Source organism: Pseudomonas antarctica (assembly GCF_900624995.1).
Classification (GTDB): domain Bacteria; phylum Pseudomonadota; class Gammaproteobacteria; order Pseudomonadales; family Pseudomonadaceae; genus Aquipseudomonas; species Aquipseudomonas antarctica.
Window position 1 is genome coordinate 1 of the sequence record NZ_UYXQ01000049.1, and the last position, 26,576, is coordinate 26,576.

The 26,576-nt window shown below is 61.4% G+C and carries 21 protein-coding genes and 1 pseudogene; 13 read left to right on the top strand and 9 right to left on the bottom strand.

Translation table 11 applies throughout. From position 1 onward, the window contains the following. Positions 1 to 1,858: condensation domain-containing protein (locus tag E0F99_RS19425; RefSeq protein ID WP_165447624.1), on the bottom strand; the 1,858-nt coding region annotated here is incomplete at its 3' end. A gap of 489 nt (positions 1,859 to 2,347) precedes the next feature. Between E0F99_RS19425 and E0F99_RS19430 the strand changes: the two genes are divergently transcribed. Further along, positions 2,348 to 3,142, top strand: coding sequence for a helix-turn-helix transcriptional regulator (locus E0F99_RS19430; protein ID WP_083360402.1), 795 nt, complete (start codon positions 2,348 to 2,350; stop codon positions 3,140 to 3,142). After that, positions 3,142 to 4,566, top strand: a complete 1,425-nt coding sequence (gene adeC / locus E0F99_RS19435; protein ID WP_130908878.1) for an AdeC/AdeK/OprM family multidrug efflux complex outer membrane factor — start codon at positions 3,142 to 3,144, stop codon at positions 4,564 to 4,566. Before E0F99_RS19430 ends, adeC begins: the two co-directional genes overlap by 1 nt. A 294-nt stretch (positions 4,567 to 4,860) precedes the next feature. Here adeC and E0F99_RS19445 read toward each other — a convergent pair whose 3' ends face one another. The 5 genes from E0F99_RS19445 to E0F99_RS19465 form a co-directional block, all read right to left on the bottom strand. Next, the gene (locus E0F99_RS19445; protein ID WP_083357809.1) at positions 4,861 to 5,796 is read right to left on the bottom strand and encodes a pyridoxamine 5'-phosphate oxidase family protein; all 936 of its coding nucleotides are present in this window, start codon (positions 5,794 to 5,796) and stop codon (positions 4,861 to 4,863) included. Positions 5,797 to 5,875: 79 nt separating this feature from the next. Then, the gene (locus E0F99_RS19450) at positions 5,876 to 6,760 is read right to left on the bottom strand and encodes a LysR family transcriptional regulator (RefSeq protein ID WP_083357808.1); all 885 of its coding nucleotides are present in this window, start codon (positions 6,758 to 6,760) and stop codon (positions 5,876 to 5,878) included. Then, a complete protein-coding gene (locus tag E0F99_RS19455) occupies positions 6,760 to 7,680 on the bottom strand; it encodes a LysR family transcriptional regulator (protein ID WP_083357807.1) in 921 nt (306 codons plus the stop codon). Before E0F99_RS19455 ends, E0F99_RS19450 begins: the two co-directional genes overlap by 1 nt. A 75-nt stretch (positions 7,681 to 7,755) precedes the next feature. Then, positions 7,756 to 8,388, bottom strand: coding sequence for a glutathione S-transferase family protein (locus E0F99_RS19460; protein ID WP_083357806.1), 633 nt, complete (start codon positions 8,386 to 8,388; stop codon positions 7,756 to 7,758). Positions 8,389 to 8,492: 104 nt separating this feature from the next. Beyond that, positions 8,493 to 9,365 carry a LysR family transcriptional regulator gene (locus E0F99_RS19465; RefSeq protein ID WP_130908879.1) on the bottom strand — a complete coding sequence of 291 codons (873 nt, stop codon included), beginning with the start codon at positions 9,363 to 9,365 and terminating at the stop codon, positions 8,493 to 8,495. 147 nt (positions 9,366 to 9,512) lie between these two features. On the opposite strand from E0F99_RS19465, the gene E0F99_RS19470 reads away from it, so the two are divergent. Next, positions 9,513 to 10,286 (top strand): glucose 1-dehydrogenase, encoded by a 774-nt coding sequence (locus E0F99_RS19470; RefSeq protein ID WP_083357804.1) that lies wholly within the window; start codon positions 9,513 to 9,515, stop codon positions 10,284 to 10,286. Between the two features lie 13 nt (positions 10,287 to 10,299). Beyond that, entirely contained in the window at positions 10,300 to 11,352 is a 1,053-nt protein-coding gene (locus E0F99_RS19475) for an L-idonate 5-dehydrogenase (protein WP_083357803.1), read from the top strand. A 141-nt stretch (positions 11,353 to 11,493) separates the two neighbouring features. Here the strand turns inward: E0F99_RS19475 and E0F99_RS19480 are convergent, their stop codons facing one another. Next, positions 11,494 to 12,285 (bottom strand): ABC transporter permease, encoded by a 792-nt coding sequence (locus E0F99_RS19480; protein ID WP_083357802.1) that lies wholly within the window; start codon positions 12,283 to 12,285, stop codon positions 11,494 to 11,496. Continuing rightward, complete coding sequence (locus tag E0F99_RS19485) at positions 12,282 to 12,959, bottom strand: ABC transporter ATP-binding protein (RefSeq protein ID WP_083357801.1); 678 nt, start codon at positions 12,957 to 12,959, stop codon at positions 12,282 to 12,284. Before E0F99_RS19485 ends, E0F99_RS19480 begins: the two co-directional genes overlap by 4 nt. A 131-nt stretch (positions 12,960 to 13,090) precedes the next feature. On the opposite strand from E0F99_RS19485, the gene E0F99_RS19490 reads away from it, so the two are divergent. After that, the gene (locus E0F99_RS19490; RefSeq protein WP_083357800.1) at positions 13,091 to 14,167 is read left to right on the top strand and encodes an aldo/keto reductase; all 1,077 of its coding nucleotides are present in this window, start codon (positions 13,091 to 13,093) and stop codon (positions 14,165 to 14,167) included. Positions 14,168 to 14,779: 612 nt separating this feature from the next. Further along, entirely contained in the window at positions 14,780 to 15,559 is a 780-nt protein-coding gene (locus E0F99_RS19500; protein ID WP_083357799.1) for a DUF1835 domain-containing protein, read from the top strand. A 16-nt stretch (positions 15,560 to 15,575) separates the two neighbouring features. Here E0F99_RS19500 and E0F99_RS19505 read toward each other — a convergent pair whose 3' ends face one another. Next, positions 15,576 to 16,097, bottom strand: a complete 522-nt coding sequence (locus E0F99_RS19505; protein ID WP_083357798.1) for an ANTAR domain-containing protein — start codon at positions 16,095 to 16,097, stop codon at positions 15,576 to 15,578. A 207-nt stretch (positions 16,098 to 16,304) separates the two neighbouring features. On the opposite strand from E0F99_RS19505, the gene E0F99_RS19510 reads away from it, so the two are divergent. The 7 genes and pseudogenes from E0F99_RS19510 to E0F99_RS19540 form a co-directional block, all read left to right on the top strand. After that, entirely contained in the window at positions 16,305 to 16,991 is a 687-nt protein-coding gene (locus E0F99_RS19510; RefSeq protein WP_232000146.1) for a fimbrial biogenesis chaperone, read from the top strand. Positions 16,992 to 17,041: 50 nt separating this feature from the next. Further along, positions 17,042 to 17,998, top strand: a complete 957-nt coding sequence (locus tag E0F99_RS19515; RefSeq protein ID WP_232000145.1) for a fimbrial protein — start codon at positions 17,042 to 17,044, stop codon at positions 17,996 to 17,998. 56 nt (positions 17,999 to 18,054) lie between these two features. Beyond that, entirely contained in the window at positions 18,055 to 20,853 is a 2,799-nt protein-coding gene (locus E0F99_RS19520; RefSeq protein ID WP_083357795.1) for an ATP-binding protein, read from the top strand. Then, positions 20,840 to 22,033 (top strand): response regulator cyclic di-GMP phosphodiesterase PvrR, encoded by a 1,194-nt coding sequence (gene pvrR, locus E0F99_RS19525; protein ID WP_083357794.1) that lies wholly within the window; start codon positions 20,840 to 20,842, stop codon positions 22,031 to 22,033. Before E0F99_RS19520 ends, pvrR begins: the two co-directional genes overlap by 14 nt. Positions 22,034 to 22,116: 83 nt before the next feature. Further along, the gene (locus E0F99_RS19530; RefSeq protein WP_083357793.1) at positions 22,117 to 25,290 is read left to right on the top strand and encodes a hybrid sensor histidine kinase/response regulator; all 3,174 of its coding nucleotides are present in this window, start codon (positions 22,117 to 22,119) and stop codon (positions 25,288 to 25,290) included. 23 nt (positions 25,291 to 25,313) lie between these two features. Beyond that, complete coding sequence (locus E0F99_RS19535; RefSeq protein ID WP_083357792.1) at positions 25,314 to 25,961, top strand: response regulator; 648 nt, start codon at positions 25,314 to 25,316, stop codon at positions 25,959 to 25,961. A gap of 194 nt (positions 25,962 to 26,155) precedes the next feature. Continuing rightward, a pseudogene (locus tag E0F99_RS19540) lies at positions 26,156 to 26,506 on the top strand (fimbrial protein); the annotation flags it as partial. Positions 26,507 to 26,576: the final 70 nt, after the last annotated feature.

The window sequence follows — 26,576 nt, forward strand, 5'->3', positions numbered from 1 at the left end:
CAACCATCACCCCTTTGTGATGCCCGGTGGAGCCTGAGGGTGAAATGACATAAGCGAGGTTCGATGGCGTGACCGCTACACGCGGGCTGCCACCGAGGTGAGCGGTCGGGTTGTCGAGCCGGATCACCGGTGCGTCGAGTGCAGGCAGGCGATGCAACAGATCCTGCTGAGTCAGCACCGCCACGGGTGCACAGTCGTGCAACAGGTAGTTCAGGCGGTCGGCAGGATGGGCCGGGTCTACCGGCACATAGCAGCCGCCGGACTTCAAGACCGCCAACAACCCCACCAAGGTCTCCAGGCTACGTCGGGCCACAATCGCCACGCGATCATCCGGCTGCACGCCGTGTTCCAGCAGTTGATAGGCCAAGGCATTGGCCTGTTGATCGAGCTGGGCGTAGGTCAGTGCCACGCCCTGATACGTCGCCGCCACGGCGTGCGGTGTACACACGGCCTGCGCTTCGATCCGCCCGTGCAGGGTTTGCGTTGCAGCGCTCGGCTGCGCGGTGGCGTTCCACTGCTGCAACTGTGCCTGCTCGTCGGGTGTCACCAGGGAAAACTCAGCGACCGTCAACGCGGTATTTTCCAGCCCTTGCTCCAGCAGCCAGGTAAAGCGCTGCGCCAACGCCTGCACTTCGTCATGCTTGAAGTACGCCTCGTTGTACACGCAGTGCAGGCACGCAGTCTCCTGGTAACGGTTGCTGCGCAAATGGATGGCAATCGGCAGCGGTTCATGGTGGTTGGACACCTTGATCGCACGCGCCTGCACCTGGCCGTAACGCAGGTCGTGGTCGTCCTGCTCAAAGGACACCGACAGGTCGAACAACTGAGCGCGCCCGGTGCGGCGCAGGCCCAGTTCCCGGTTCATCTCGCTCAAGGGGAAACGTTGGTGGCGCAAATCCTGCTTGAGCTGGTCGCGCACGCCGCGCACCAATGCGCTGAACGGCAACTGCTCGTCGAACTGAAAACGCACCGCGCTGACCTGGGTGAACAAGCCCACGGTGGAGCGGAAACGCGCGTTGGAACGGTTAAGAATCGGCAGCCCCACCACCCACTCATCACGCTGGCTGGTGCGGGTGAAATACACATACAGAGCGGCCAGCACTACATGAAAGGCCGACGCCTGGTAGCGGTTGGCGACGTGCTCCATGCGGTTGAGCAGCGCCACGGGGAACACTTCCACCAGGGTGCTGCTCGGCGCTTGGCCAGTGTGCCGGGGCGTCAGCAGTGGCTCGGGTAACCGTTGGTATTTATCCAGCCAGTAGGCGCGGTCGCGGGCGTAACGCGCCGATTGCAGGTAGCGCTGGTCGGTGTCGATAAAGTCGATATACGAAGGTGCCTGCGGTTCCGGCTGCCGATCGTGTTGCACGTCGGTGTAGAGCCGCGCCAAGGACTGCAGCATCTGCCCAAACCCCCAACCATCAAGGATCAGGTGGTGGGCCTGGGTGCCGAGGCGGTAGTGATCGTCGTCAAGCTTGACCAGAAAAAACCTGAATAGCGGCTCGCCGGCCATGGCGTAAGGCTGGGCCATGTGCGCTTGCATCAAGGCCTGGGTTGCAGCCAACGGATCGGGTTGCTTGGAAAAATCATGCAACGGTACGTCCACCGTCAACTCTGGGACGAAGGTTTGCCGAGGCAAGCCATCGGCGTCGCTGTGCAGTTGAGTGCGCAGTGCATCGTGCTTGGCCACCAGCAGCGCAACCGCGCGCTGGATCAAATCGGGCACGACGGCACCCGCAAAATCGACATAACCACCAATGTTGTACAGCGGTGACTCGCCCACTCGCAGTTGGTCGAGCCAGATGTCCTGTTGGGCGGCGGTGAGGGGGAAGCTGGCCGGCAAGCTTGAGGAATACTGCATAAGATCCTTCTCATGGGTGTCAGGCAGTGGCCGCGCTGGGTGGCCGATTACGCCGAAATTGCCGGATTTGAGCATGGGGGTCAGGGGCTGTCTGTCACCCGAAACCCGGACATCCGAGTGGCGAGGAACGGGCATGGCTGAAGGTTCATTGCTGAAACGATTAAAGGGCTGTAGGAAATTGGCTATATATGGCTGATGTCGTTACGCCTAGAAATTTTTAGGCTGAATATATTTTCTTTAATATCAATTAGTTATTTACCCCTAAAATTAACTCAGTGATTTACGTATGCGGAATACACCGTCAGAAACGTCGAATTAATGACGTGTTTTTTATGGCAGGTTGTGTCCCTCGTTTCCGCTACATACGTAGGACAAATCCCTATGGCTAAATAAAACTTCGAACGCCGAGTTACGTTCAAGGAGTACGGCCCGCCCCGCGCAGACCCAGGGCGCCCGTTGACGGTTTTCGACATCAAGGATGAGATGGCTATGAGTCTGACCCGCAGTATTGGCATTGCTGAAAGCCCGCATTTCTACGCCGAAATGGGCGAATTGATTGCAAACAGCGGCCACGAAAACTTCGCCGCCTACATGCTGCATCTGGTGGACAAGTGGGTGCCTATCCACTTGGTTGACCTCAGTGAATGGACCCTCGATGAACTGCGCGACAGCGTGCGCGAGATCAAGCTACTGGGGAGTGCCGGGCTGAAAAAGGATTTGTCTGCGCCACAAACACTGCACCCGTTGAAGGACCACCCACTGCTGCGACAAATGCTGCGCATGCAGGACCCGCTGCTGATCCAGATGAAAGCCAAGGCCAACAGCGCACACCCGCGCGGCAGCTCGCACCAGTGCAACCTGGTGTCACGCCAGGGCAATCGACGCTGCGTGATTTCGTTCTATCGCCCGCCCACCCAACAGGGGTTTTCCCTGGCCGAGTTGTCGTTTCTCAAGTGCCTGTCGGACACCCTGTTACCGCTGATGGAGCGGCATGCGCAGATCCTGCGCCAGGCACCGCACACAGAGGCCGAACCTGTTCACGACACCCTGGAGCAGTCGCAGTTGCAGCGCGAGTTCTATAAGCGTTTGTCCCTCAGCGATATCACCTTGTCGGCGCGCGAACAGGAAGTGTGCCTGGGCTTGTTGACCGGCGGCACCGTGCCGCAAATGGCGGAAAAACTCAGTGTGAAGAACAGCTCGATTGAAACCTACCTCAAACGCGCTGCGGCCAAGTTGGGCGTCAGTGGCCGACATGGTTTGGCCAAATGGATGGTGGGCGCCTGATGAACAAATGGATGCTCACAAGCGTAAGCCTGGCCTGGATGCTCGGCGGTTGCTCGCTGATCCCCGAGTACCAACGGCCGGCGCCACCGGTGCCTGCGCAATACCCCCAAGGTGGGGTCTACAGCCTGGCGCAGGCAGGTACCGTAGCGGTAACGCCGGACTGGCAGCCGTTGTTTCACGACCCCGCGTTGCAGCGCTTGATTGGCAATGCGCTGGTCAATAACCGCGACCTGCGGGTTGCCGCACTGAATGTAGAGGCGTTCCAGGCGCAGTACCGCATCCAGCGTGCGGACCTGTTCCCGGCAATCTCGGCCACCGGTGCCGGCAAGCGCCAGAAGTTGCCGGGGGACCTGACTGGCACCGGCAAGTCCGCGATCACTTCCAACTATTCCGCCACCCTGGGGCTCAGCGCGTACGAACTGGATCTGTTCGGCCGTGTGCGCAGCCTCAGCGAACAGGCGATGCTCACGTATTTTGGTACCGAAGAGGCGCGGCGCAGCACGCAACTGAGCCTGGTAGCCAATGTGGCGAATGCCTACCTGACCTGGCGTGCCGACCAGGAACTGCTGGCGCTGGCCCAGCAAACGCTGGTAGCCAACGACCACAGTTGGCAACTCACCAGCCGCAGCAAAAATGCGGGCAAGGCTTCAGCGCTGGATGTCGTGCAAGCGCGCACGGCGGTGCAAAGCACCCGCGCCAGCGTCGCCCGTTATGAACGCCAAGTCGCCCAGGACCTCAACAACCTGGCCCTGCTGGTAGGCGCCCCCGTGGATGAAAACCTGCCATCGCGGCCGCTCGCCGATGATTTGGTGGCGCGCGTGCCCGCCGGTTTGCCCTCGGACCTGCTGCAACGGCGCCCGGATATTCTCCAGGCCGAATATCAACTGCAAGCGGCCAACGCGAACATCGGTGCGGCCCGCGCAGCGTTCTTTCCTTCGATCACCCTCACCGCCAATGCCGGCAGTACCAGCAAGGAGCTGTCGGGGTTGTTCAAGGGTGGTTCGGGCACCTGGACTTTCCAGCCGCAGATCAACCTGCCGATCTTCAACGCCGGCAGCCTGCGTGCCAGCCTTGATTACGCGAAACTGCAAAAAGACATCAGCGTGGCCCAGTACGAAAAGTCGATCCAGACAGCTTTTCAGGAAGTCGCCGACGGCCTCGCTGCCCGCCAAACCTTCAACGACCAGTTGGAGGCGCAACGTGATTTCGTCGCCGCCAACCAGGCTTATTACGACCTGGCCCAACACCGCTACCGTAGCGGCGTGGACAGCAACCTGACGTTCCTCGATGCGCAGCGCTCGTTGTTCAGCGCGCAACAGGCGCTGATTGTGGACCGGCTGGCACAGCTGGTGGCGGAGGTTAATCTGTACACGGCGCTGGGGGGCGCGTGGAGGGATGCGTCGGTGCTTGCAGCGTCCAAATGAAGCCGGTTGAACGTGGGTAGTCCCGCATCCAACCTGGCGTTTCTTAGGGTCTGCGTTGCGCCACCCGCAACGCGCCCTCGGCCTCTAGCAGCACACCCACTTGCCGGCCTTGTGCCTCGCCCTCGGCATTCAGAAAACCGCTGAGAGCGTCGACCGGCATACCAGCAGGTTTGCCGTCCTTAAAATTAATCAATACCACCCTGTAACCCGCCTGCGGGCACGAATGCACAGGGGCAACGAGCGGGCTTGCCACAATAAGACCGCTCGCCCGAAAGAACCCGACTGCTCTAAACATCACGGCCAACGGCCCATCGCCAGGCTGAACGGTGAAAACTCGGCAAACTGCCAACGTAACGCCAACGCTGCCGGGCGGCGCACCACGTGCTCCACGGTCAGCGTCCACAACCGCTGTGCGCCTTCGAACGTGGCCACGTCGGGGCCGCTGAGGATCAGTGAGGTGCGACCGGCAATCTGCAGCACGTCGCCCGAGTCGAAATCGATAAACAACAACCCCGCCACCGGGTTCGCCGACAGGTTGCCCAAGGTATTGAAGAACAGGTTGCCGGCGAAGTCGGGGATGGTCAGTACGTTGCCGTCGACGCGCACAAATCCGGTATTGCCACCGCGATGGGAGACGTCCACCGAACGCTGGCCTTGCACGTCCACAAAGCTTGCGACAAAGAAGGTGTCGGCGTTGCGGATCATGGCCTGTGCCGCATCATCCAGACTGTTGGAGCGCTCGGCCAGGCTGCCGGGTTTGCGTGCAATCGCGTCCACCGGACGCAGTTGGATGTACTTGGGGCAGTTGCCGAACGTGTGCACCACGTCGACCGAGAAACCTTCCTGATCGAGGCGGCCGAGGCGGCCATTCAGGCGGTTACGGCGGCGGGTGTTGAGGTCGATACCGAGCAGGCCCACGGCCCCGCCGCAGAGTAATGCAGGCAGCGCCGGGTCGCCCTTGGACGGCATGCTGTCGACCTGTAACGTCTGCGGATCCGGTGAGTGGGCAAACCCCGGCGCGCCTTCTAGCAGTGTCGCCCACGGGATGCCCTGTACGTCCACCACACCAAACACCAGATACGGCAGCAACGGATAAAAATCCCGATGCTGCTCCGGCAAATGATCACGGATCACCTTGGGTCCGACCACTGCCATGCGCTCGGCAACGCCGGCACTTTCCTGCATCTGCCGTTCGCCGGCATGCCAGGGGGACTGTTCGATCAGGTTCATCGCGATCACCTCATAGTGGATGTGCAGAGGCTAAGCTCAGCCATCCATCGAGAGAATACCCACGCCGGGCAATCCACCATTACGTCAACTGAAATGCCGGATGTTCACGCAGCGCCGCCACGCAGTGGTCGACAAAACTGCGCACGCGCATCGGCGCATTGCGGGCCTCGCGGTAAACCACATACACCGGCAACGGCGGTGGTTCAAACGCGGGCAACACGCGGCATAGCTGCCCGCTCAGCAAGTGCTCGTGAATCGGGTAACTCTGGCACCGAATCAACCCCGCGCCCCGCACGGCAGCATTGATCGCGCCCTGCACCGTGGCGCAAGCGAGGCGTGCGCGAGCCTTCAAGTGGCAGTGCTGAAAGCCCCAGTGCACCTGATCGGTGTTGGCGATCAAGTGATGCTGTTTGAGGTCGTTCGGGTGCAGGGGTTCGCCGTGAAGGGCAAGGTAGCCAGGGCTGGCGCAGAGCATAGGCCGCACGTGGCCGACCGGCCGCGCGATCAGCGACGAATTGGGCAGCTCACCGACGAGGATCGCCACATCCAGCCCCTCTTCATGCAGGTTCGGGTAATAGTCGTGATAGTGAGCGACGAGCCGCACGTCGGGGTAACAGTCCATATAGCCGGCCAACACCGGCGCCATCACATAGCGACTGAACAGAAACGGCAGAAACACCCGCAGATTGCCCTGAGGCTGCACGTGCAAGCCTCTGGCCGAGGCTTCGGCGGCATCCACAGCAGCCAGCAGGCGCACGCAGTCAGCCCTGTAAGCGCTGCCCGCGTCGGTCAGGCTAACGCCCCGCGTACTGCGCTGCAGCAACGGCACACGCAGGCGTACCTCCAGGCGGGCAAGCGCACGCATAAGGGTTGGGACTGAGACTTGAGCAGCACGCGCCGCCGAAGCCAGGCTCGGTTGCCCGGCCAACGCCACGAACAGCTTCATGTCGCGATAACGCTCCATCAGCTGCGCTGCCTCATTGCCGGGTTCAGGGCCGCGTCCTGTCCGAGGCGACGGTTGAGGAAATCGACAAAGGTGTGGACCTTGGCCGGTACGCGCCCGGTCCTCTGGAACACCACCTGAATCGGCAGCGGTACCGGTTCGAAGTCCTCAAGGATAATCTCCAGCTCACCCGCCGCCACCGCTGCCGCGACCTGATAAGACAGCACCCGTGTAACGCCCCACCCCAAACGCGCCAAGTTGATCGCTGCAGTGTTAGCCGTCACCACTAACCGCGGCTCGATGGACACGGTCAGCGGCTGGTCGCCATCGACAAACCGCCACTCACTGACCAACTGGCTGGAGGACGAGGTGACGATCTTTGCCTCACGCAGGTGCTCAGGTCGCAACGGCCGCCCGCGCAGGTCGAGATAACCGGGTGCAGCACAGACTACCTGGCGTACCTCACCGACCTTGATCGCCTGCTGCCCCGGCTCGTGCAAATGGCCAATACGCACGGCCACATCCACGCCTTCATCGACCATGTTCACCACACGGTCGACCAATAAGGCGTTGATGTTCACCAGGGGAAATCGGTCCAGATACTCGCCCAACACTGGGGCCACATACAGTTCGCCAAACAACACGGGCGCGGTCACCGTCAGGTGGCCGCACGGAATCGAGTAGCTGCCCGCTGCCGCTTCCTCGGCCTCATCCAGTTCGGCCAGGATGCGTCGACAATCTTCCAGATAGCGCTGGCCGGCTTCGGTCAGATGCAGGCTGCGCGTGGTACGCGCCAGCAGTTGGGTGCCGATGCGTTGTTCCATGGCGGCAATGGCCCGGGTCACGCTGGGCGGCGAGGTTTTCAGGCGACGCGCGGCGGCGGCGAAGCCCTCCTCCTCGGCCACCGCCAGGAAGACCTGCATTTCATGAAATCGGTCCATCCGCTCCCCTTCTATCAACTGAACACCACCTACTTGTGGCGAGGGAGCTTGCTGCCTCGCCACAGCGTGTTCACCTTACTTCGATTGCAAACCTACTGCCGTACGCGGCATACCGACAAAACCCGGCAAGGCTTCGATCGCGGCGAGCCAAGCGCGCACCTGAGGGTAGTCGGCCAGTGACACATTGCCTTCCGGCGCGTGGGCCACGTAGGTGTAGAAAGCAATATCGGCAATGCTCGGCTGCTCACCGGCCAGGAAGCGGCTTTGGCTCAATTGCTGCTCCACCCGTTTCAACAGGGCATGGGAGCGGTTAATGGCGCTCACGGTATCGACTTCGGCGCCAAACACCACCGCCAGCCGCGCGGCAGCCGGCCCGTCGTGGAGTTGACCGGCGGCGGCCGACAGCCAGCGCTGCACACGCGCTTGGCCCACGGGGTCGCTCGGCAGCCATTGCCCGTTGCCATAGGTGGTCGCGAGGTAGACCAGGATCGCATTGGAATCGGCCAATACGGTGCCGTTGTCGTCAATGGCCGGCACTTGGCCGAAGCTGTTCAGGTTGGCCATAAAATCCGCTGACTTCTGCGCGCCTTGCTTGAGGTCCACCAAGATGAACTCGCTCGGCAGCCCCAACAGCGACAACATCAGTTCAACCCGGTGGGAGTGGCCGGAGAGCGGGAAACCATAGAGTTTGATCGAAGGCTGGGACATGAAAGGCTCCAAAAGTGGGGTATCGACGCCAGGCATGGTCTACCGCTGGGCTGATCGCGGGAATCACCAGGATTTACAATCCAGCATTTCACCTGGCGAAACAATCACTCGCCAAACAATTCCATGATCAGGTTGAACAACCGGGTCTTCACTGCACTGTCCAACTCGGCCCAGGCCAGGCCGGTGCTGGCCTGAAACGCTCCCAGCTCGAGGTGGCGCGACACGCAATTGGCCGGCAATGCCCGAGCCGCCTGCTGCGGCAACACCCCGACGCCCAACCCGGCAGAGACCAGCGCAAGCATGGTGGTGAACTCGCCCAGCTCCGAGGCGATGTCCAGCGTGATGCCCAACGCCTGCATAAACGCGTCATAGAACCCCGGCGCATAACGTCGTGCGAGGATGTACACCGGCAAGTTGATTAAGTCCGTGGGCTGGAGGGTTTCCCGGGCCGCCAAGGGATGATCGATGGGTAAGGCCACGCAAAAACTTTCGCGCAATACGACGCGGGTCTGCACGCCAGGGTGCGCAGCCGGCAGGCGCATCAGGCCGAAATCCAGCTGGCCGTTTTTCAAGGCCGCCGCTTGATCGGGGCCGGGCATGTCCTTGAGTTCCAGTTCGATACGCGGATAACGCTGGTGCACCGCGCGGATCAACGCCGGCAACAACTGCGGCAGCACCGAAGACACAAACCCCAGGCGCACTCGGCCGATTTCGCCACGGCTGGACGCCCGCGCCGCATCCGCCGCCCGCGCAGCCTGGTGCAAAGTAGCCTGGGCCTCCGGCAAGAACGCCCGCCCTGCGTCAGTCAGCGTTACCGAATGGCGATTACGCTCCAGCAGACGCACACCCAGGCCACTTTCCAGCAACTTGATCTGCATGCTCAGCGCCGGTTGCACAATCGATAACTGCGCAGCCGCCCGGCCGAAATGCAGCTCTTGGGCGAGCACCACAAAGGCGCGCAAGTGCTTTAGCTCCATAAAGCCTTCTTGGTTATCACAGAATTTGATCACTCAATCATAAATGAACATTGGACCTAAAGCCCTCACTGGCGTGAAGTGAAGCCCATCCAAGCAACCTTAAAACGGTTTTGCTTATAACACTAAGCACGCCGGGAGAGACGCCCCATGCACAGCTTTTTAGACACCTTCCGCCTCGATGGCCGGCTCGCACTGGTCACCGGTTCCAGCGCCGGTATCGGCCTGGCGATTGCCCGTGGCCTGGCCCAAGCCGGTGCGCGGGTGGTGCTCAATGGGCGCAACCGCAGCACCTTGTGCGATGCGGCGGCAATGCTGACAGTGGAGGGCCTGGAGGTACACACCCAGGCGTTTGACGTGACCGACAGCGCGGCGATCCAGGCCGCCGTGACCGATATCGAAGAGCGCCTGGGGCCGTTGGAGATCCTGGTCAACAATGCCGGCATGCAACGCCGTGGCCCGCTGGAAGACTACAGTGAACAACACTGGCGCGAACTGATCAGCACCAACCTCGACAGCGCATTCTTCGTTGGCCAAGCCGTGGCGCGGGTGATGATCCCGCGCAAGCGTGGGCGCATCATCAATATCTGCTCGGTGCAAAGTGAACTGGGGCGCCCGGGGATTGCGCCGTATGCGGCGAGCAAAGGCGCGTTAAAAATGCTCACCAAGGGCATGGCCATCGATTGGGGCCCGCATGGGTTGACGATCAACGGCATCGGCCCTGGCTATTTCAAGACCGAACTGAACGCCAAGCTGGTGGCCAATCCTGAGTTCAGCGACTGGCTGGTACAACGTACGCCGAGCCGCCGCTGGGGTGAGGTGGCCGAATTGGCCGGTGCCGCCGTGTTCCTCGCCAGCGATGCCGCCCGCTTCGTCAACGGTCATATCCTCTACGTCGACGGTGGCATCACCGCGTCGCTGTAACCCGGAGAGCTTTATGCACGCTATCGTTTGTCACGCCTCAAAAGACCTGCGCGTCGATCCGCAGGATGAACCGCAAACCCTCGCGCCCGATCAACTGCGCGTACGCATCGCCCGTGGCGGAATATGCGGTTCGGACTTGCACTATTACCAGCACGGCGGTTTCGGCACTGTGCGCCTGCGCGAGCCGATGGTGCTCGGCCATGAAGTGTCGGCGGTGATCGACGCTGTGGGCAGTGAGGCCGGGTTGTTCAAGATCGGCCAGCGGATTGCCGTGTCGCCGTCGCGCCCGTGCGGCGGTTGCCGGTATTGCCATCAGGGCCTGCCGAATCATTGCCTGAACATGCGTTTCTACGGCAGCGCGATGCCCTTTCCGCATGTCCAAGGCGCGTTTCGCCAGAGCCTGGTGATCGAGACACACCAGGCGCATCGCCTGGCCGACCACGTCAGCCTCGCCGAGGGCGCACTGGCCGAGCCCCTGTCAGTGGGCTTGCACGCCATTCAACGTGCCGGCGCGGTGTTCGGCAAACGCGTGTTGGTGACCGGCTGCGGTCCGATCGGCAACCTGTTGATCGGCAGCCTGCGCGCCGCCGGTGCCGGTGAAATCGTGGCCGTGGACCTGTCCGCCAGCGCCCTCGCCTGCGCCGAAAAAATGGGCGCCACGCGCACCCACAACCTTGCCGACGGCGCCGATGCGCTCAAGCGCTACACCGCCGAAAAGGGCTATTTCGACATGATGTTCGAAGTCTCCGGCAGCGCCCAGGCCCTGCGCAACGGCCTGGAATGCATCGCCCCGCGCGGCGTGCTGGTGACGGTGGGCTTGGGCGGTGACGTGTCGCTGCCGTTGAATGTGCTGGTCAGTCGCGAGATTGATATGCGTGGCACGTTCCGCTTCCATGCGGAGTTTGCCCAGGCGGTGGACTTGCTCAATCGCCAGATCGTGGATGTGCGCCCGGTGATCTCGCATACCGTGCCGTTTGGTGAGGCGGTAAAAGCGTTTGAGTTGGCGGCGGACAAGACTCAGGCGATGAAAGTGGTGTTGGATTTTGGTGTGGCGGATTTGGATTGAAGCCTTCCCGCTAACCCCTGTGGGAGCTGTCGAGCTTTAGCGAGGCTGCGATAACGGTGGTTCAGTCAACTTATTCGGCGACTGATACACCGCTATCGCAGGCAAGCCAGCTCCCACATTTGAGCTGAGTTGGCTGCTCTGTCAGCGTTCCTCGAGACGATCGCGCAAAAACCGGTGGCTAATAGAAAACAGCCGCCGGTACGTGAGCAGCACCGCTCCCACCGTACCCAACGCCGACGACGCAGCGATCAGGAACATGATCACGATCTGATACCGCACCGCGTCCACCGGGCTCTCCCCCGCCAGCACCTGGCCGGTCATCATGCCGGGCAGGCTGACGATGCCGACCACGGTCATCTGGTTCAACGTCGGGATCATCCCGGCGCGCACCGCCTGGCGAATCGCTTCCTGGGCGGCTTCCCAACGTGAACCGCCGAGCGCCAGGATCATCTCGATGGTGTTACGCCCAGAGGTGAGTTCCTGAGTCATACGCTCAATCCCTAAAGACACGCCGGTCAGCGTGTTGCCGAGGATCATCCCCAAAATCGGAATCGCATATTGCGGCTCGTACCACGGGTGGATGCGGATCACTGCAAACAAACCCACCGCCGTGACCAGCCACGAGCTGCCCCACACCGACAGGATGCTGTCGACCCGTTGCCCGCGATAGGTCCTGCGCCCACGCCCCGCTGCTGACAGGCCGGCGATCAAGGTCATCGCGCACATCAGCGGCAGCACCACGTACCAGTAGGCAAACTCGAACACCCAGCCCAACAGATAACCGATGGCCAACAATTGCACCACGGTGCGCACCGCCGCCCACAGCAACTGGCGACCGAGGCCCAGGCGCAACAGCAATGACAGCGCGCCATTGATCAGGATCAGCGAGGCAGCGATGCCCATGTCCAGCGCGGTGAGGTTTTGATAGTTCATGACTGGGCCGCTCCACTCAGCACGCCCGCGCTCATGTGCAGGTGGATGGCGCTCATGCGTTGGGCCTGGTCGAGGTCGTGGGACACCCAGATGAAAGCGCGCGAGTTATCGCCGGCAAACCAGGCGTCGATCAGCGCTTCCACATCACGCGATGAGGTGGGATCGAGGGCGGCGGTGGGTTCGTCGAGCAACAGCACTTCAGGGTTCAGCTGCAAGGTGCGGATCAACGAGACCACCTGAGACTCGCCGCCCGACAAATCACCGGCATTCTTCTGCAGAAAGTCCGGAGTTTTACCGGCATGCCCCAGCAGCGTGGTGACCGCCTGCAGATCGAAGCTGCGCTTGCGCAGGGTCTTGAGGCTGAAGGGAAAACGCAGGTTATCTTCCACCGTGCCCTCAAGCAGCGCCGGGCGCTGCGACAAGTAGCTGATGTGGCTGCGGTAATGGGGAATCTCTGCATTGGCGATGGGCTGGCCATTCCACAAAATCTGCCCGGCGCTGGGCGCATCCAGCAGCGCCAGCGCGCGCAGGAACACGCTTTTACCCGAGCCGGAAGAGCCGGTGATCGACACGCGGTCGGTGCTGTTCAAGGTGAAATCCGTGGGTTGGAGCAAGGCCACTTGGCGGCGCTCATCCCTGCGCGTCAGGGCTCGGGTTTCTATCAGTGCGCTCATGGACGCGGTGTTCCTCTTAAATCCTGTTGGCGCAATGGTGCTGCAGGTGCACAAAGATTTCATGAAAAAATTCAAACTATCGCCCTTCATGTCGTTCACACCTTCACGTGCAACGTAAAACAGGAGGCGACATGCACTACCGACAACTGGGCCATTCGGGCCTGCTGGTGTCCGAAATCATCTTGGGCACCGTGCCCTTCGGCGGTCGCGCCGAGTTCGAAAAATGCGGCTCGGTGGACGTGCCCCAGGCCAAGCGCATGTTCGACATCGCGTTCGACGCTGGGGTAAATATGATCGACACCGCCGACCTCTACTCCCACGGCCTCGCCGAAGAAGTCGTCGGCAAAGCCTTGGGCGACAAGCGCCACGACATCCTGCTGGCCACCAAGGGCCGCAGCCCGATGGACAACAACCCGAACAACTCCGGTTCCTCGCGCTACCACCTGATACGCGCTTGCGAAGCCAGTTTGAAGCGCCTGGGCACCGATCACATTGACCTCTACCAATTGCACAACTGGGACGGCCTGACGCCGATCGAGGAAACCCTTGAAGCGTTGCGGCTGTTAGTCGGGTCAGGGAAAATCCGCTACTTCGGCACCAGCAATTTCACCGCCTGGCAGATGATGAAAACCCTGGGCAAGGCCGAGTTGCACGGCATGCTCAAACCCATCACCCAACAGATTTACTACACGCCGGAATCTCGCGAAGCCGAGTACGAATTGCTGCCGCTGGCGCTCGACCAGTCCATCGGCACGCTGGTGTGGGGCCCCATGGGCGAAGGCCTGCTGACCGGCTCGACCCGTCGCGGGCACACACCGTCGGCCAATACCCGCCAGGGCAGTAGCTGGCCGGAACCCTATGTGCATGACCAGGAACGCGCGCTGGACATCATCGAAACCCTCGCGGCCGTGGGTGATGAGCATGGTGTGTCGGTCGCGCGCACGTGCCTGGCGTGGCTCAAGGATCGCCCGGGCATTACCTCGCTGATCGTCGGCGCTCGCACCGAAGAACACCTGCGCGACAACCTCGCGGCGACCGAACTGAAACTCACCGAGGAGCAGCGTTCACGCATCGAAGCGGTGACGCGTCGCCAGCCGTTGTATCCATACTGGCATCGTTTTACCGCCGGGATTGACCGCTTTGACCCGGCGGAGCAACCGTTCCTGGCTGAGCATCAAAAGACCATGGATGCCAGAACAGATAAGTAAGGGACTATACATAGCTAAATGTGGAAGCTGGCTTGCCTGCTCCCACAGAAAAGCAGAGCGCTACGGTGCTGGCAACTGAACTCGGTCAAAACTGTGGGAGCGGGCTTGCTCGCGAATGGGGTGGGTCAGTTACGCATGAGCTGACTGACCTACCGCATTCGCGAGCAAGCCCGCTCCCACATTTGGATCTCCGTACATCAGACAGAGAGTGCGCTGCTCCGCTGTGCTGTTGCCCTGCTTTTGCTTCAACCACTCAGGTCGGCTACTAGGCAGCCGTGCTGTAGATTTTGATCTTGATCTGCTTTTGATCTGACAGGCCCCGTTAACCACGATGGCCGAACGCAGGCTTGAATCCGTGGCCCACGGATTCAAACCTTCGTTCTGGCCTGCCGAGCCTAGGCGAGGCACCGAGTGGTGGGGCAAGAGCCCTTTTGGTTACTTTTGGCTGGGCCGGCATTCCGGGCGTTTGCCAAAAGTGACCCGCTGTAAGAGCGGAACCCTAGGCGGCCGTTACCGCAGCAACGGATATGTACTCAATCTACCTAACTAGAAGCGCCAGCCCCAAGACCGCCATCGCAGGCAAGCCAGCTCCCACAGAAAAGCCAAGCACTGCTGTGCTGCCAGCCGAACTCGCTCCCACACTTCCAGGGCCGTCTCAACCTTGAGCAGCAGCGCAAGCGCGCCAAGGAACTGTGGCCGCACCTGAAAAGCCAAGACCCCAACGCGACCTTGTCCCAGGCTCAATGGCAGGTCGCCAAGCAACTCGGTTTCAGCAGTTGGCCCAAGCTCAAGGCGCATGTCGACGCCCTCGATTTCGCCGCCCGCCACCCCACGTTTGATGTCTGCGATGCAGCCCGTACCACCCACTGGCGTTGCGGCAATGGCATTGCCCACAGCCTGCAAGTGGCAGGGTTGAAGGGACAGTTCAGAATGCTCACCGACCCACTGTGCATGGGGCCGGTGCGCGACCTGCCCAGTGAAGCATTTCGCGTAATGCGCAGCGCGTTTAGCAGCCAGGCGTTTGCCCTGGACCCGGTTGATGTAGCCCGCCGCGTCAATGATGAGTACCACCAGCTCGAAGCGTTGGCCAACGCCGATCACAGCGTGCTGTGGTGCGGGGCGGATGCCTATGACCAACTGCTCCTGATCCGCGCGCTGGCCGGTCTTGAACAGGCACCGCACAAGCTGGAGCTGATCGAGGTTTTCGGCACCGAGCACGAATGGCCGCGCCGCGCTCTGACGTTAACGCCACTGGGGCACGCCGTGCTGAACGGCGACGCCTATTGGCTGGACCACGCCAGCCACGAGCGTTGGGGCGGCGGGGTCTGCTTGCGGCCAAGGCAACCCCATTGGACGCTGGGCGACGACCACCTGCCCGTCTGGCGTGGCTGATGCTGCGCCATAACGCTCAGCGCTTGGGCGACAACCCGACCGCACACGCTATCACCGCCGGGTCGCCCTGGTAGAGGCCGCGCGGCGCCGTCGACAGGTGGCTGACGCGGCTGTCGACGGCGCGCAGTGTCGGCCGCTCAACGGGTGGCAGGCTATGGTCCGGGTCGACAATCTCCATGCAGCGGCGCAGGGAGTTGAAGTCCGGCGATTGTGACAACGACAGGTGCAGGGTCTGGCTCACCGATACCGACACCACCGAACTCTGCGCGCATTGCCCGTCATAGATCAGCGTGTGGCGGATCAGCGGGTTGTCGTGGCAGTACTTCAACAGGTTGACCTGCCGCGAGTGCACCAGCGCGGTGTTGATGATCAACAGGTCGAACGCCACGCCGTCAGTGCGTGTCAACGCCTGCAGCTCGTCGAACGCGCTTAAGGGGGCGATGCGGTAATAGCCCAGCTGGTTGAGCATTTTCTCGATCTTGATCCGCTGCAGAAGGTCTGCATCGGCAATCAGAAGGCGTAACGCTTTATTGGACATAGGGTAAACCTGACAGGTGGGCATCCGCGTCGATCATTCAACGCTGATCACGTTACCCGTCAGGGGTGAAAGCTGACTTTAAGGCGATTCTGAAACGGCCGCCGGGTACACCTGCCCACTTTTAAGAATCGCCTGAAAGCCCTCGCCCCACCCAGCCCCTACCATGGGCTGCGTTCCCACACGCCCCCATGGAATCCATCCTTGCTCATGTTTCTACTTAGACTGGTGATTTTAGCCTGCGGGCTGCTGGCCCTGGCCCCGCCGCCCGCCAGCGCCGCGCTGAAGATCGAAGGCACGCGCCTGATCTATTTCGGCCAGGACAAGGGCGCCACCATCAACGTGGTCAATCAGGCGCCGCGTGAGGTCGTGGTGCAAACCTGGATCACCGGCGAGGACGAAGCCACCGACCGCACCGTGCCGTTTGCCGCCACCGAGCCGCTGGTGCAACTGGCCGCCGGCGAGCATCACCCGTTGCGCATCCTGTATGCCGGTGAAGGCTTGCCAAGCGACCGCGAATCGTTGTTCTGGCTCAACATCATGGAAATCCCGCTCAAACCCGAAGACCCCAACAGCGTGCAATTCGCGATACGCCAGCGGCTCAAGCTGTTCTATCGGCCGCCCGCGCTCCAAGGTGGCTCGGCTGAAGCGGTGCAGCAGTTGGTCTGGAGCAGCGGCGACGGGCGCACCGTCACGGTCCGTAACCCCAGCGCGTTTCACCTGTCGCTGGTGAACCTGCAGACCGACAACGAGGCGCTCAGCGATTACCTGCTGCTCAAGCCGTACGAGAGCAAAACCCTGACCGCGCCGAGCCCCTTGCCCAAAGGCACCACCCTCCATTTCACCGAAATCACCGATATCGGTTTGCAGGCCCGCCATCGCGCGGCACTTAACTGATGATTCGCGGGGTATTTACACCAATGTCACTCACCCAACGTTTTTTACCCATGCTGCTGTGGGCCGGCGCGATCCTGCCCGCTACCAGCCACGCACTGGCCTGCCGTGAGGACGGCACCAACTCGATCATCACCCAAGAGGCGCTGGGCACCGCATTGGCGGTAGCTGCCGATGCGCCCAACGGCAGCATCATCTGGGAGTCCGGCCCGCGCTCCACCAATGTGATCTGCAAGGACGACTACAGCGTCGGCCGCGAAGAAGTGTACTTCTACGTCAACCCGGCCAGCGTCAGCATCGGAACGGGTATCCGCGTGGGCATTCGCTATAACAACCAGCCGATTACCCAAAGCACCGGCAAGGTCGGCACCGGATTCTTTTCCGATCGTGGCTGCAACCTGGCCAACTGCAAAGGTTGGGACAAGGCGCGCTTCACGCTCAATTTCAGCGTGTTCATCGAGAAGTACGACCCCACACCACCGAGCGGCCAGGCCAGTACCTTGACGTCGTACCGCGTGTTCCAGCTCGACGGCGTGCGCGGGCTCAACTCACGGCCCAACAGTAACTTCAACTACGTGGTCACTGGCATGAACGGCATCCGCTTCGTGCCGTGCACGCCCGAGCTGACCATCACCCCCAGCGTGGTCAAATTCCCCACGCCGTCGCGCAAGGCGTCAATCGGCGAAGTCGCCAGCAGCGCGAACTTCAGCCTGAACCTGCGCAAGGGCTGTGACACGCCCTACACCGTCAGCGCACGCTTCGCCACCACGCCGGGCGGCGGCAGCGTGATCAACAGCTTGCTGGTGCCGGATAACAACACATCGGTGGGCATCTCATTGTCTCGCGCCGAGAGCCAGCAACCGTTGCCGTTCAACAATTGGTTCACCCTGCAGGAGCTGATGGGCCTGGGCCAAAGCCACGACGAATTCCGCGCCGACCTGAAGTGGCGCACCCTGCCGATTCCCGGCGCATTCGACGCCGCAGTGGTGGTGGATATGTACTACAAGTAGTGGCTTTTAAGGATCGTCTTATGCCACACGCAAAGGTCGACGCTTAAAGTCCACCGATGCGATTGAAAAGTTATCTGCTCCAGATCAACCCCGTCCTCTCCCGACCCGAAGCAGCCAGAAGGCTGCTTCGTATTTTTGCGACCGTGCTGCTCATCGGCATCCTCAGCGGCGTCTACACTTTTCTACTGTCAACCTTCAATAACGATATCTCCCAGCGCCGTGGCTACATGAGCAGCGCTATCGCCCAAGCCCATACCTTTTTCACCAACCGCGAAGCCTTGCTCGAAAGCCTGAGCCTGTCGGCGGTGCGTAAACACTCGAAGATTTACCCCGCCTCCCCGGAAGAAGAACAGGTGCAACTGGGCGACACGCTCGGCAACCCGTGGAGCATGTGGCTGACCGAGCGCCTGCGCGACTACCTCAAGGCCAAGCAGCTCAACCTGCTTTACGTGAATGCTGGCCCCGCCCCGCAAGTAATGCGCCTGTATGACGCGACCGCGCAGGTATTGCCGATTTCCAAGTGCATGCTCAACCGCCTCAAAGCCTTGCAACACAGCGACCCGGCGACGCTCAACGAGTTGTGGCTGAGCGACCGCACCGAGCACCACTCGCACCTGTACATTTTTATCCGCATGGACCGCCAAGACCCGAACTCAGGCTGGCTGGGCCTGGAGATGGAAAGCCGCGAAGTGTCCTCTACCCTCAGCGACCAGAGTGCCGGCGAGTTCATGATGCTCAACTCACAAGGCATGCTGGTGTTCACCAACAGCGATGACACACAGCTGCGCCAGCAACACCTGCGGCCCGGCGAAGACAGCTTTTTCGGCTTTGTCGGCAGCGGTTTGCTGCCCGATCATTTGGTGATCCGCAAGCACCTGAAGTCCTCAGACTGGCAGTTGATGTACTCCATCGACCTGCGTGCGGTGGTTGCTGGCCTGTGGAAACAGCTGCTCGGTTCGCTGCTGTTCTGCCTGTTCAGCCTGACGCTGATCTGGCTGGTGATGCGCCGCGTCGACCAGCGTTTCATCGTTCCCTCAATCCATCGCATCCAGGCGTTGATCGAAAGTGAGGCGTTCGGCCGTGATGTGATCCAGGCCGCGCCCGTCGCCCTGTGCGTACTGCGCCGCACCGATGGCCAAGTGGTGCTGGAAAATACCCTGGCCCAACAATGGCTGGGCCACGGCCCGGAGCGCGAGGCGTTGCGTGCCGGCTGGATCGAACAGGCCTTCGCCGACGCACCCAACGAGCATAGCGATTACTTTGAAACCATCGACGGCCGCCACCTGTACCTGAGCAGCGCGCCGACCCGCTACAGGGGCGAGGACGTGTTGTTTTGCGCCTTCAGCGATATCAGTGCGCGCAAGCAAGTCGAGGCGGCGCTGGAAGAAGCGCGGCAGTCGGCAGATGCAGCCAACGCGGCCAAGACCTTGTTCCTGGCGACCATGAGCCATGAAATCCGCACGCCGTTGTATGGCGTGCTCGGCACCCTGGAACTGCTCGCGCGCACGCAACTGGACGCCCAGCAAAAAGACTATCTGCATGCCATCGAAGGCTCGTCTTCAACCTTGCTGCAACTGATCTGCGACGTGCTGGACGTGTCGAAAATCGAGGCCGGGCAGTTGGCGCTGGAGATGAGCGAGTTTTCACCGTTGGACCTGGTCCACGAAATCATCCAGGGCTACGCCGCAGCCGCCCAGGGCAAAGGCCTGCAACTGTATGCCTGCTTCGACCCGAAGTTGCCGGAACGGCTGATCGGCGACGTAACCCGCATCCGTCAGATTCTGAACAACTTGCTGAACAATGCGGTGAAGTTCACCGACTACGGGCGCGTGGTGCTGCGGGTCAAAGTGCTCGGCCGCGATGGCGAGCGCTCGAGCCTGTTGTGGCAGGTTTCGGACACCGGCAAAGGCATTGCCCAGGAAGACCAGGCGATGATTTTCGAGCCGTTTTACCAGAGCGAAGGCAACACCAATGTGGTCGCCGGCACCGGCCTGGGCTTGCCAATCTGCCAGCGCCTGACCCAATTGATGAACGGCAATATTCGCATGGTCAGCGAACTGGGGCTGGGCAGCAGTTTCAGCCTGGTCCTGCCGCTGGAAGAAGCGCCGACACCGCCGATGACGCCGCTGTTGGCCGAGACCATTTACGTGGTGTCGCCGATCCCGGAGCTGGCGCATTCCATCAGCGGTTGGCTGCGCCGCTGGGGGGCACGCGCCCAGGCCGGCCTGCCGACGCTGCCCGAAAGCCATCTGCTGCTGCAAGTGCACCCTGGCAGCGTCGATCCATTGCTGGCGCCGGAGTGGCCGGGGCCGGTGATTCACGTCAGCACCAACACCTGCACCGCGCTGGAGGCAGACGCCGGCGCCTGGCACGTCAACCTCAACCACCTTGGCGCGATTCATCAAGCCGTAAGTCAGGCGCAAGGGCTGTGGGTGGCCCGCACCGGTGAACAGACGCGCCAGCGTGACCTGAACAAACTCAACCTGCACCTGCTGGTGGCCGAGGACAACATCATCAACCAGCTGATTTTGCGTGACCAACTCGAAGAACTCGGCTGCACCGTGGAGCTGGCGGCTGATGGTCAGGAAGCGTTGCAGCTGTACACCGCCGGCAGCTTCGACGTGGTGTTGACGGATGTGAACATGCCCCACATCAACGGCTATGACCTGGCACGCGAACTGCGCCGCCAAGGCTGCCCGTTGCCAATCATCGGGGCCACCGCCAACGCCATGCGCGGCGAGGCCGACCTGTGCCTGGCCGCCGGCATGAACCATTGCCTGGTCAAACCCTTTGCGTTGCGGGCTCTATTCAACTCCCTGGCGCCTTATGCACGGATCACCCATGAAGCCCCTTAGTATTTTGATCGTCGAGGACCATCCCCTGCAGCACATCTACCTGCAGCACCTGCTCAGTGAGTTGGGGGATTTCATGCTCGAAACCGCCGAGGACGGCAAAGAAGCGCTGGAGCGTCTGCGCCAGCGCGATTTCGACTTGGTACTGACCGACCTGCTGATGCCCGGCATGGACGGCGTGCAATTTATCCAGTGCCTGGCCAGCCTGCGTTGCAAGCCCGCACTGGCGATCATGAGCGCGGCGTCGCGGCGCATGTTGATGGCGGCAAGCCTGGTGGCGAAAAATCTCGACGTGGAAGTGATCGGGCTGATCTCCAAACCCGTCGCCGCCGACGCCCTGCGCAGCCTGGTGGACCAGCTCAGGAACAACGTGCGCAGGCCCTCCCCGGCATTGCCCGAACACCTGGACATCGACCGCCACACCCTGCTCCAGGCCATGAGCTCAGGCCAGCTCCAGGCCTGGTTCCAGCCGAAAAAATCCCTGGCCAACGGGCGCATCGTCGCCGCAGAAGCCCTGGTACGCTGGATGCACCCCGAGCAGGGCGTGATGCTGCCCGCCGCGTTTCTGCCGGCGATCAAAGCATTCGAGCTGGAGGAACGCCTGTTGTGGGTGGTGCTCAAGCAGGCGATCCTCGCCCAGGAACGCTGGCGCCAACGAGGCTACGAAATCCCGGTATCGATCAACCTGCCCACCCACCTGCTCAACAGCCACGACCTGGCCGACCGCTTACTGGAATTTGTGCTGCACCACGACGGCATCCCGGGAATGATCTGCTTCGAGCTGATGGAATGTTCGGTGCCCCAGGACATCAGCAACTTCTACGCCGGCGCCTGCCGCCTGCGCATCAAGGGCTTCGGCCTGTCCCAGGATGATTTTGGCAAGGGCTACAGCTCATACCTGAACCTGGTCTCCACGCCGTTTACCGAATTGAAGATCGATCAGGCGCTGGTACAGGGTTGCCACGACAACGAGGGCATGGCCCAGGCCCTGGCGAGCATTATTGCGCTGGGGCGCAAACTCGGCCTGACCGTGGTGGCAGAAGGGGTGGAAACACCGCAGCAACTGGCCCTGCTGCGCAAGGTTGACTGCAATCAGGTGCAGGGTTTCCTGATTTCTCACGCGGTTTCTTCTGAACAATTTCAACAACTACTGAACAATGATGGCCCCGCGACATCTCACTAGTTGGCGGCCACGGATTATCTGTTCGATACTAAGGAGTAAGCTCCATCCTGTGCCGATTTATCCTGCGCTTGCGGAAACCCCTGATGAAGCACAACAACGCGGTCCTCGAAGCCTTTACCCGCAGCTCATTGCGCCTGAACAAAGGCCTGATGGTGCTGCTCGGTATCGCGTTACTGTTGGTGTTGACCAACTACTGGTCACTGCAACGCGGGATCGAAACCCGCTACGGCGCGACGCGCTTTCATTTCGCGCGCCTGATGGAGAACCTGGCGGAACAGGAGTCGTACCTCAAGAGCCTGACCCACCCGGGCATACAAGCCGAACTGCTGCGCGCCACCAAGGTTCAGGTCAGCCTGAAAAGCCGCATGGTCGACAACCACCGCACCCTGTACGAAGGCCAGAAGTATTCGTTTTCGGTGCCGTTCAGCGCCAAGTTCGACGAGCAACAGGTCAGCCCCGCCGCCCGGGCGCAGATTTTTGCCCTGGGCGCGCACCTGACCAGCTATTTCAGTGCCTTCTGGTCGTCATCGCCGTATGAGGCGCCGCAAACCTTTGTGCTCAATCGCCAGACGAACTACGCCATCACCGTGCCGTCGGTGGGCTACCAGCGACGGGAAAGCACCGACGAAACCGGCAACCTGGTGACGCTGGTTAACGAGGTGCAACAAACCCTTGAGCAAACGCCGCAACCGCTGGAACAGAACCGCGTTTACTGGCAGACCGGCCCCGCGCCCGAGCACCTGCTGGCTTACATCGGCCTGCCCCTCGACGGCCAGGGCCAGGCGGTGGTCGGCACCCTGCTCGACATGGCTCAGGTCGACGACGTGCAGCGCGCCTTGGAACACTCGGCATTTGACCGCTTTACCCTGATTGCTCCCGATGGCAACCGGTTGATCGGCCCCGAAGTGGGAGCGCCGCTCAGCGATGGCGTGCACTTCAACGCAGACGGCTTTGAATTCAAGATTACCCAGGCGGGCGACAAGCCCTGGAGCGCGATCTATGGCCTGAACTACTCACACTTCTTTCATTCGGCTTTGTGGCCGTTGAGCACCCTCGCGCTGCTGCTAGGCAGCCTGATTACCCTGGGCTGGGCCGGCAGCCGCTGGTACCGGCGCCAGGTTATTGCGCCGGCGCGTCTGGCCCACGAGCGGATTGCCGAAAGCGTGGCATTCAGCCGCGTGATTATCGACACCGCCCCCACCGGTTTGTGTGTGGTACGGCGCAGCGACGCCAAGGTGCTAATCGAGAACCAGCGCGCCCAGCAATGGCCGGGCACTGCACGCCTGGTGGCCGCCCTGGCCGGTGTGCACGACAACGCCGAAAGCGGCGAAACGCACCTGGAGATCGAAGGCCGACACTTGCAGGTCGGCTTTGTCTCCACCCGTTACCAGGCCGAGGACGTGCGCCTGTATGCATTCAACGACATCTCTCGGCATATCGACGACGCCCAGGCCTTGGAGGACGCCCGCCGCGCCGCCGATGCTGCCAACAAGGCCAAGACACTGTTCCTGGCAACCATGAGTCATGAAATTCGCACCCCGCTGTATGGCGTGCTCGGCACCCTGGAATTGCTCGGCCTGACCGACCTGGACCCCCACCAGCAAACTTACCTGCACACGATTCAGCGGTCCTCCGCCACGCTGTTCCAGTTGATCAGCGATGTGCTGGACGTATCGAAAATCGAGTCCGGGCAAATGGCGATTGAAGCCGTGGAGTTCTGCCCGCTGGACATGCTCGAAGACACGTTGCACACCTACGCCGCCTTCGCCCAGCGCAAGGGTTTGCAACTCTACAGCTGCATCGATCCGCAACTGCCGGACTGTGTGATGGGCGACCCGATGCGTATCCGCCAGATTCTCAATAACCTGGTAAGCAACGCCATCAAGTTCACCGATATCGGACGCGTGGTGATTCGCGCCAGAGTGACGACACTCGACGCCGACAACGTCGACCTCGAATGGCAGGTCACCGACTCCGGTGTGGGCATTCCCGAGACGCAGCAGGCCAAGCTGTTCGACGTGTTTTACCAGGCACCAGACACCGCCAGCGAAGGCGGCGCCGGGCTGGGACTATCGATTTGCCGCTGGCTGGCGCAAATGATGGACGGTGAAATCAAGGTGGTCAGCGAACCGGGCCTGGGCAGCAGCTTTACCCTGAAAATGCGCCTGCCGCTGTGCAGCGGTGCACTGACCAACACACCGCTGATCGAACCCAGCCCAACGCCTGTGTATGTGCAGGCGCCAGTGCGCGAGTTGGCGCAGTCGCTGTGTGACTGGCTCAATCGTCTGGGTATTACGGCAGCCCTGGCGGCGTCCACGCCCGAACAGGACAGCCGCCACGCTGTGCTGGTCGATGTGCTGCCCAATGAGCCCCTCCGCCCCTGGCCCGGCCAACGCGTGCTGTGCCTGCCGGGCGCGCACACTCCGCCGCGGCACACGAAACAGGGCTGGGTTGTGGACATGTACGACGTGCGCGCCATTACCGCCACCGTGTCGTTGGCGCAGCACGGCAAGCACGAGCATCCGCCGGCCGCCCTACCGCAAAGCGCAGGCCAGCTGGGGCTGCGCATCCTGGTGGCGGAGGACAATCCAGTCAACCAGGCGATCATCAAGGAACAACTGGAGGCGCTCGGCTGCTCGGTGACCCTGGCGGCCAACGGCGAGCAGGCGCTGCAGCTGTGGCAACCGCAAGCATTCGACCTGGTGCTGACTGACGTGAACATGCCCTTGATGAATGGCTATGAACTGACCAAGGCCCTCAGGGCGCATGACCGGCAGTTGCCGATTATCGGCGTGACCGCCAACGCCATGCGCGAAGAAGGCGTGCGCTGCCTGGCGGTGGGCATGAATGCCTGGATCGTTAAACCCTTGAGCCTACAAACCTTGCGCGCGCAGTTGGTCAAGCAGTGCAACGTCAAGCCACCAGTCGAACCGCCGCCCGAGACGTTCGACGACAGCGTGCAGCTGTCGGACAAAATGCGCCCGCTGTTCATCAGCAGCGTGCAGCAGGACTTGCAGCGTATCGGCGCGGCACTCGCGCAGCGCGACGCGCGCACCCTCGGCCAGCTGCTGCATTCGGCCTCCGGCGCCTTGGGCGCGGTGCAGGCGCTCGACTTGGCCCAAGCCTGCATCGAACTGGAAAGCGCACTCAACCGCGGCAGCCTCGACACCTCACTTGAACTCAAGGTGAAGACTGTGATGCAGCGACTGTCGGCCGTCCTGGACACGCTCCAGCCCGGGCACACTTCCCTCACTTGAACAGGCACTACGGACGGCCCTTTATGAAAAAATTCAACGTGGTTATCGCGGACGATCACCCGATCGTGCTGCTCGGGGTACGCGAGCTGGTGGAGCGCGATACGCGCTTTCAGGTGGTGGGCGAAGCCGTGTGTTCGACGGGCCTGATCGAGCTGTTGCAGCATCAGGGCGCCGACATTGTGATCACCGACTACAACATGCCGGGCGACTCGCCCTATGGTGATGGCCTGAAGCTGGTGGAATACCTGAAACGGCATTTTCCGCAGGTACAGATCCTGATCCTGACAATGATCTCCAATCACCTGATCCTCACTCGCCTGCAAGAGCTAGGCGTGGTCGGCATCATCCAGAAAAGCCAGTTGCACACCGAGATTCAACTGGCACTCAAGGCGATTGCAGAACAGAGCGCCTATCGCAGCCTGGAGCCGCCCAAGACCTCGGTGATCGAGACCCTCACCGCCATCGACGAGCGTTTTACCAGCTTGTCGCCCAAAGAGTTCGAGATCCTGCGCTTATTTATTTCCGGCATGAGCGTGAGTGATATTGCGCGCCGCCAGAACCGCAGTTCAAAAACCATCAGCGCACAAAAAATATCCGCCATGCGCAAACTTGAAGTGAGCAGCGATCAGGACCTTCTCGCCTATTGCCTGGCGCGCAACATCTTCAACTAAGCACAACGTGCAAGCCATTCCCACGCAATGGCTTGGCCCTTTATTTACTGGCCTCCCACCCGCCTTGGGGTGTAACTAACCCGTCTATTGCGCGGCTTATAAGAATCGTCTTATTCGCTCGCAGCGCCTCGTCTCTTATTCTTTCCTCGCAGTTCAACAACAGCATTTTCCAACTAACACTTACGGACCTCATCATGAAGAAGTTTTCCCTGGCTGTTATCGCCTCGGCCATTATCGCCGCTTCCGGCAGTGCATTTGCCGATGATCCGGCACCGACGCCTACCCTGGGCGGCAGCGGTAAAATCACCTTCACCGGCGTGATCAACAACGACGCCTGCTCGGTAGACGGCGCCAACTCCGACCGCACTATTTCGGTGGACATGGGCAACGTGTCGATCAAGGACATGGGCACCGCGGAAAACCCAACCGCTGGCCGTGTGACCGCCAAAGACTTCAACCTGAACGTCAACTGCAACCAGGGCACCAAAGTCGCGATGATCTTTGATGCCAACAACGTCGGTTCGGGCCTGGCCCCCGGCAAAAAATGACTGCCACTTAACCCAGGTTCGGCTCACGCGCAAACCGTCGTTACGCCCCTGCCCGACCCCCCAGTCC

What these genes read in the sequence shown, in the direction of transcription:
- E0F99_RS19510 (WP_232000146.1), top strand. Translation starts at nt 16,305, where the DNA reads ATGTTTCTACTTAGACTGGTGATTTTAGCCTGCGGGCTGCTGGCCCTG.
- E0F99_RS19490 (WP_083357800.1), top strand. Translation starts at nt 13,091, where the DNA reads ATGCACTACCGACAACTGGGCCATTCGGGCCTGCTGGTGTCCGAAATC.
- E0F99_RS19465 (WP_130908879.1), bottom strand. Translation starts at nt 9,365, where the DNA reads ATGGAGCTAAAGCACTTGCGCGCCTTTGTGGTGCTCGCCCAAGAGCTG.
- E0F99_RS19470 (WP_083357804.1), top strand. Translation starts at nt 9,513, where the DNA reads ATGCACAGCTTTTTAGACACCTTCCGCCTCGATGGCCGGCTCGCACTG.
- E0F99_RS19520 (WP_083357795.1), top strand. Translation starts at nt 18,055, where the DNA reads ATGCGATTGAAAAGTTATCTGCTCCAGATCAACCCCGTCCTCTCCCGA.
- E0F99_RS19475 (WP_083357803.1), top strand. Translation starts at nt 10,300, where the DNA reads ATGCACGCTATCGTTTGTCACGCCTCAAAAGACCTGCGCGTCGATCCG.
- E0F99_RS19455 (WP_083357807.1), bottom strand. Translation starts at nt 7,680, where the DNA reads ATGGACCGATTTCATGAAATGCAGGTCTTCCTGGCGGTGGCCGAGGAG.
- E0F99_RS19485 (WP_083357801.1), bottom strand. Translation starts at nt 12,959, where the DNA reads ATGAGCGCACTGATAGAAACCCGAGCCCTGACGCGCAGGGATGAGCGC.
- E0F99_RS19535 (WP_083357792.1), top strand. Translation starts at nt 25,314, where the DNA reads ATGAAAAAATTCAACGTGGTTATCGCGGACGATCACCCGATCGTGCTG.
- pvrR (WP_083357794.1), top strand. Translation starts at nt 20,840, where the DNA reads ATGAAGCCCCTTAGTATTTTGATCGTCGAGGACCATCCCCTGCAGCAC.
- E0F99_RS19515 (WP_232000145.1), top strand. Translation starts at nt 17,042, where the DNA reads ATGCTGCTGTGGGCCGGCGCGATCCTGCCCGCTACCAGCCACGCACTG.
- E0F99_RS19450 (WP_083357808.1), bottom strand. Translation starts at nt 6,760, where the DNA reads ATGGAGCGTTATCGCGACATGAAGCTGTTCGTGGCGTTGGCCGGGCAA.
- adeC (WP_130908878.1), top strand. Translation starts at nt 3,142, where the DNA reads ATGAACAAATGGATGCTCACAAGCGTAAGCCTGGCCTGGATGCTCGGC.
- E0F99_RS19480 (WP_083357802.1), bottom strand. Translation starts at nt 12,285, where the DNA reads ATGAACTATCAAAACCTCACCGCGCTGGACATGGGCATCGCTGCCTCG.
- E0F99_RS19460 (WP_083357806.1), bottom strand. Translation starts at nt 8,388, where the DNA reads ATGTCCCAGCCTTCGATCAAACTCTATGGTTTCCCGCTCTCCGGCCAC.
- E0F99_RS19430 (WP_083360402.1), top strand. Translation starts at nt 2,348, where the DNA reads ATGAGTCTGACCCGCAGTATTGGCATTGCTGAAAGCCCGCATTTCTAC.
- E0F99_RS19505 (WP_083357798.1), bottom strand. Translation starts at nt 16,097, where the DNA reads ATGTCCAATAAAGCGTTACGCCTTCTGATTGCCGATGCAGACCTTCTG.
- E0F99_RS19445 (WP_083357809.1), bottom strand. Translation starts at nt 5,796, where the DNA reads ATGAACCTGATCGAACAGTCCCCCTGGCATGCCGGCGAACGGCAGATG.
- E0F99_RS19530 (WP_083357793.1), top strand. Translation starts at nt 22,117, where the DNA reads ATGAAGCACAACAACGCGGTCCTCGAAGCCTTTACCCGCAGCTCATTG.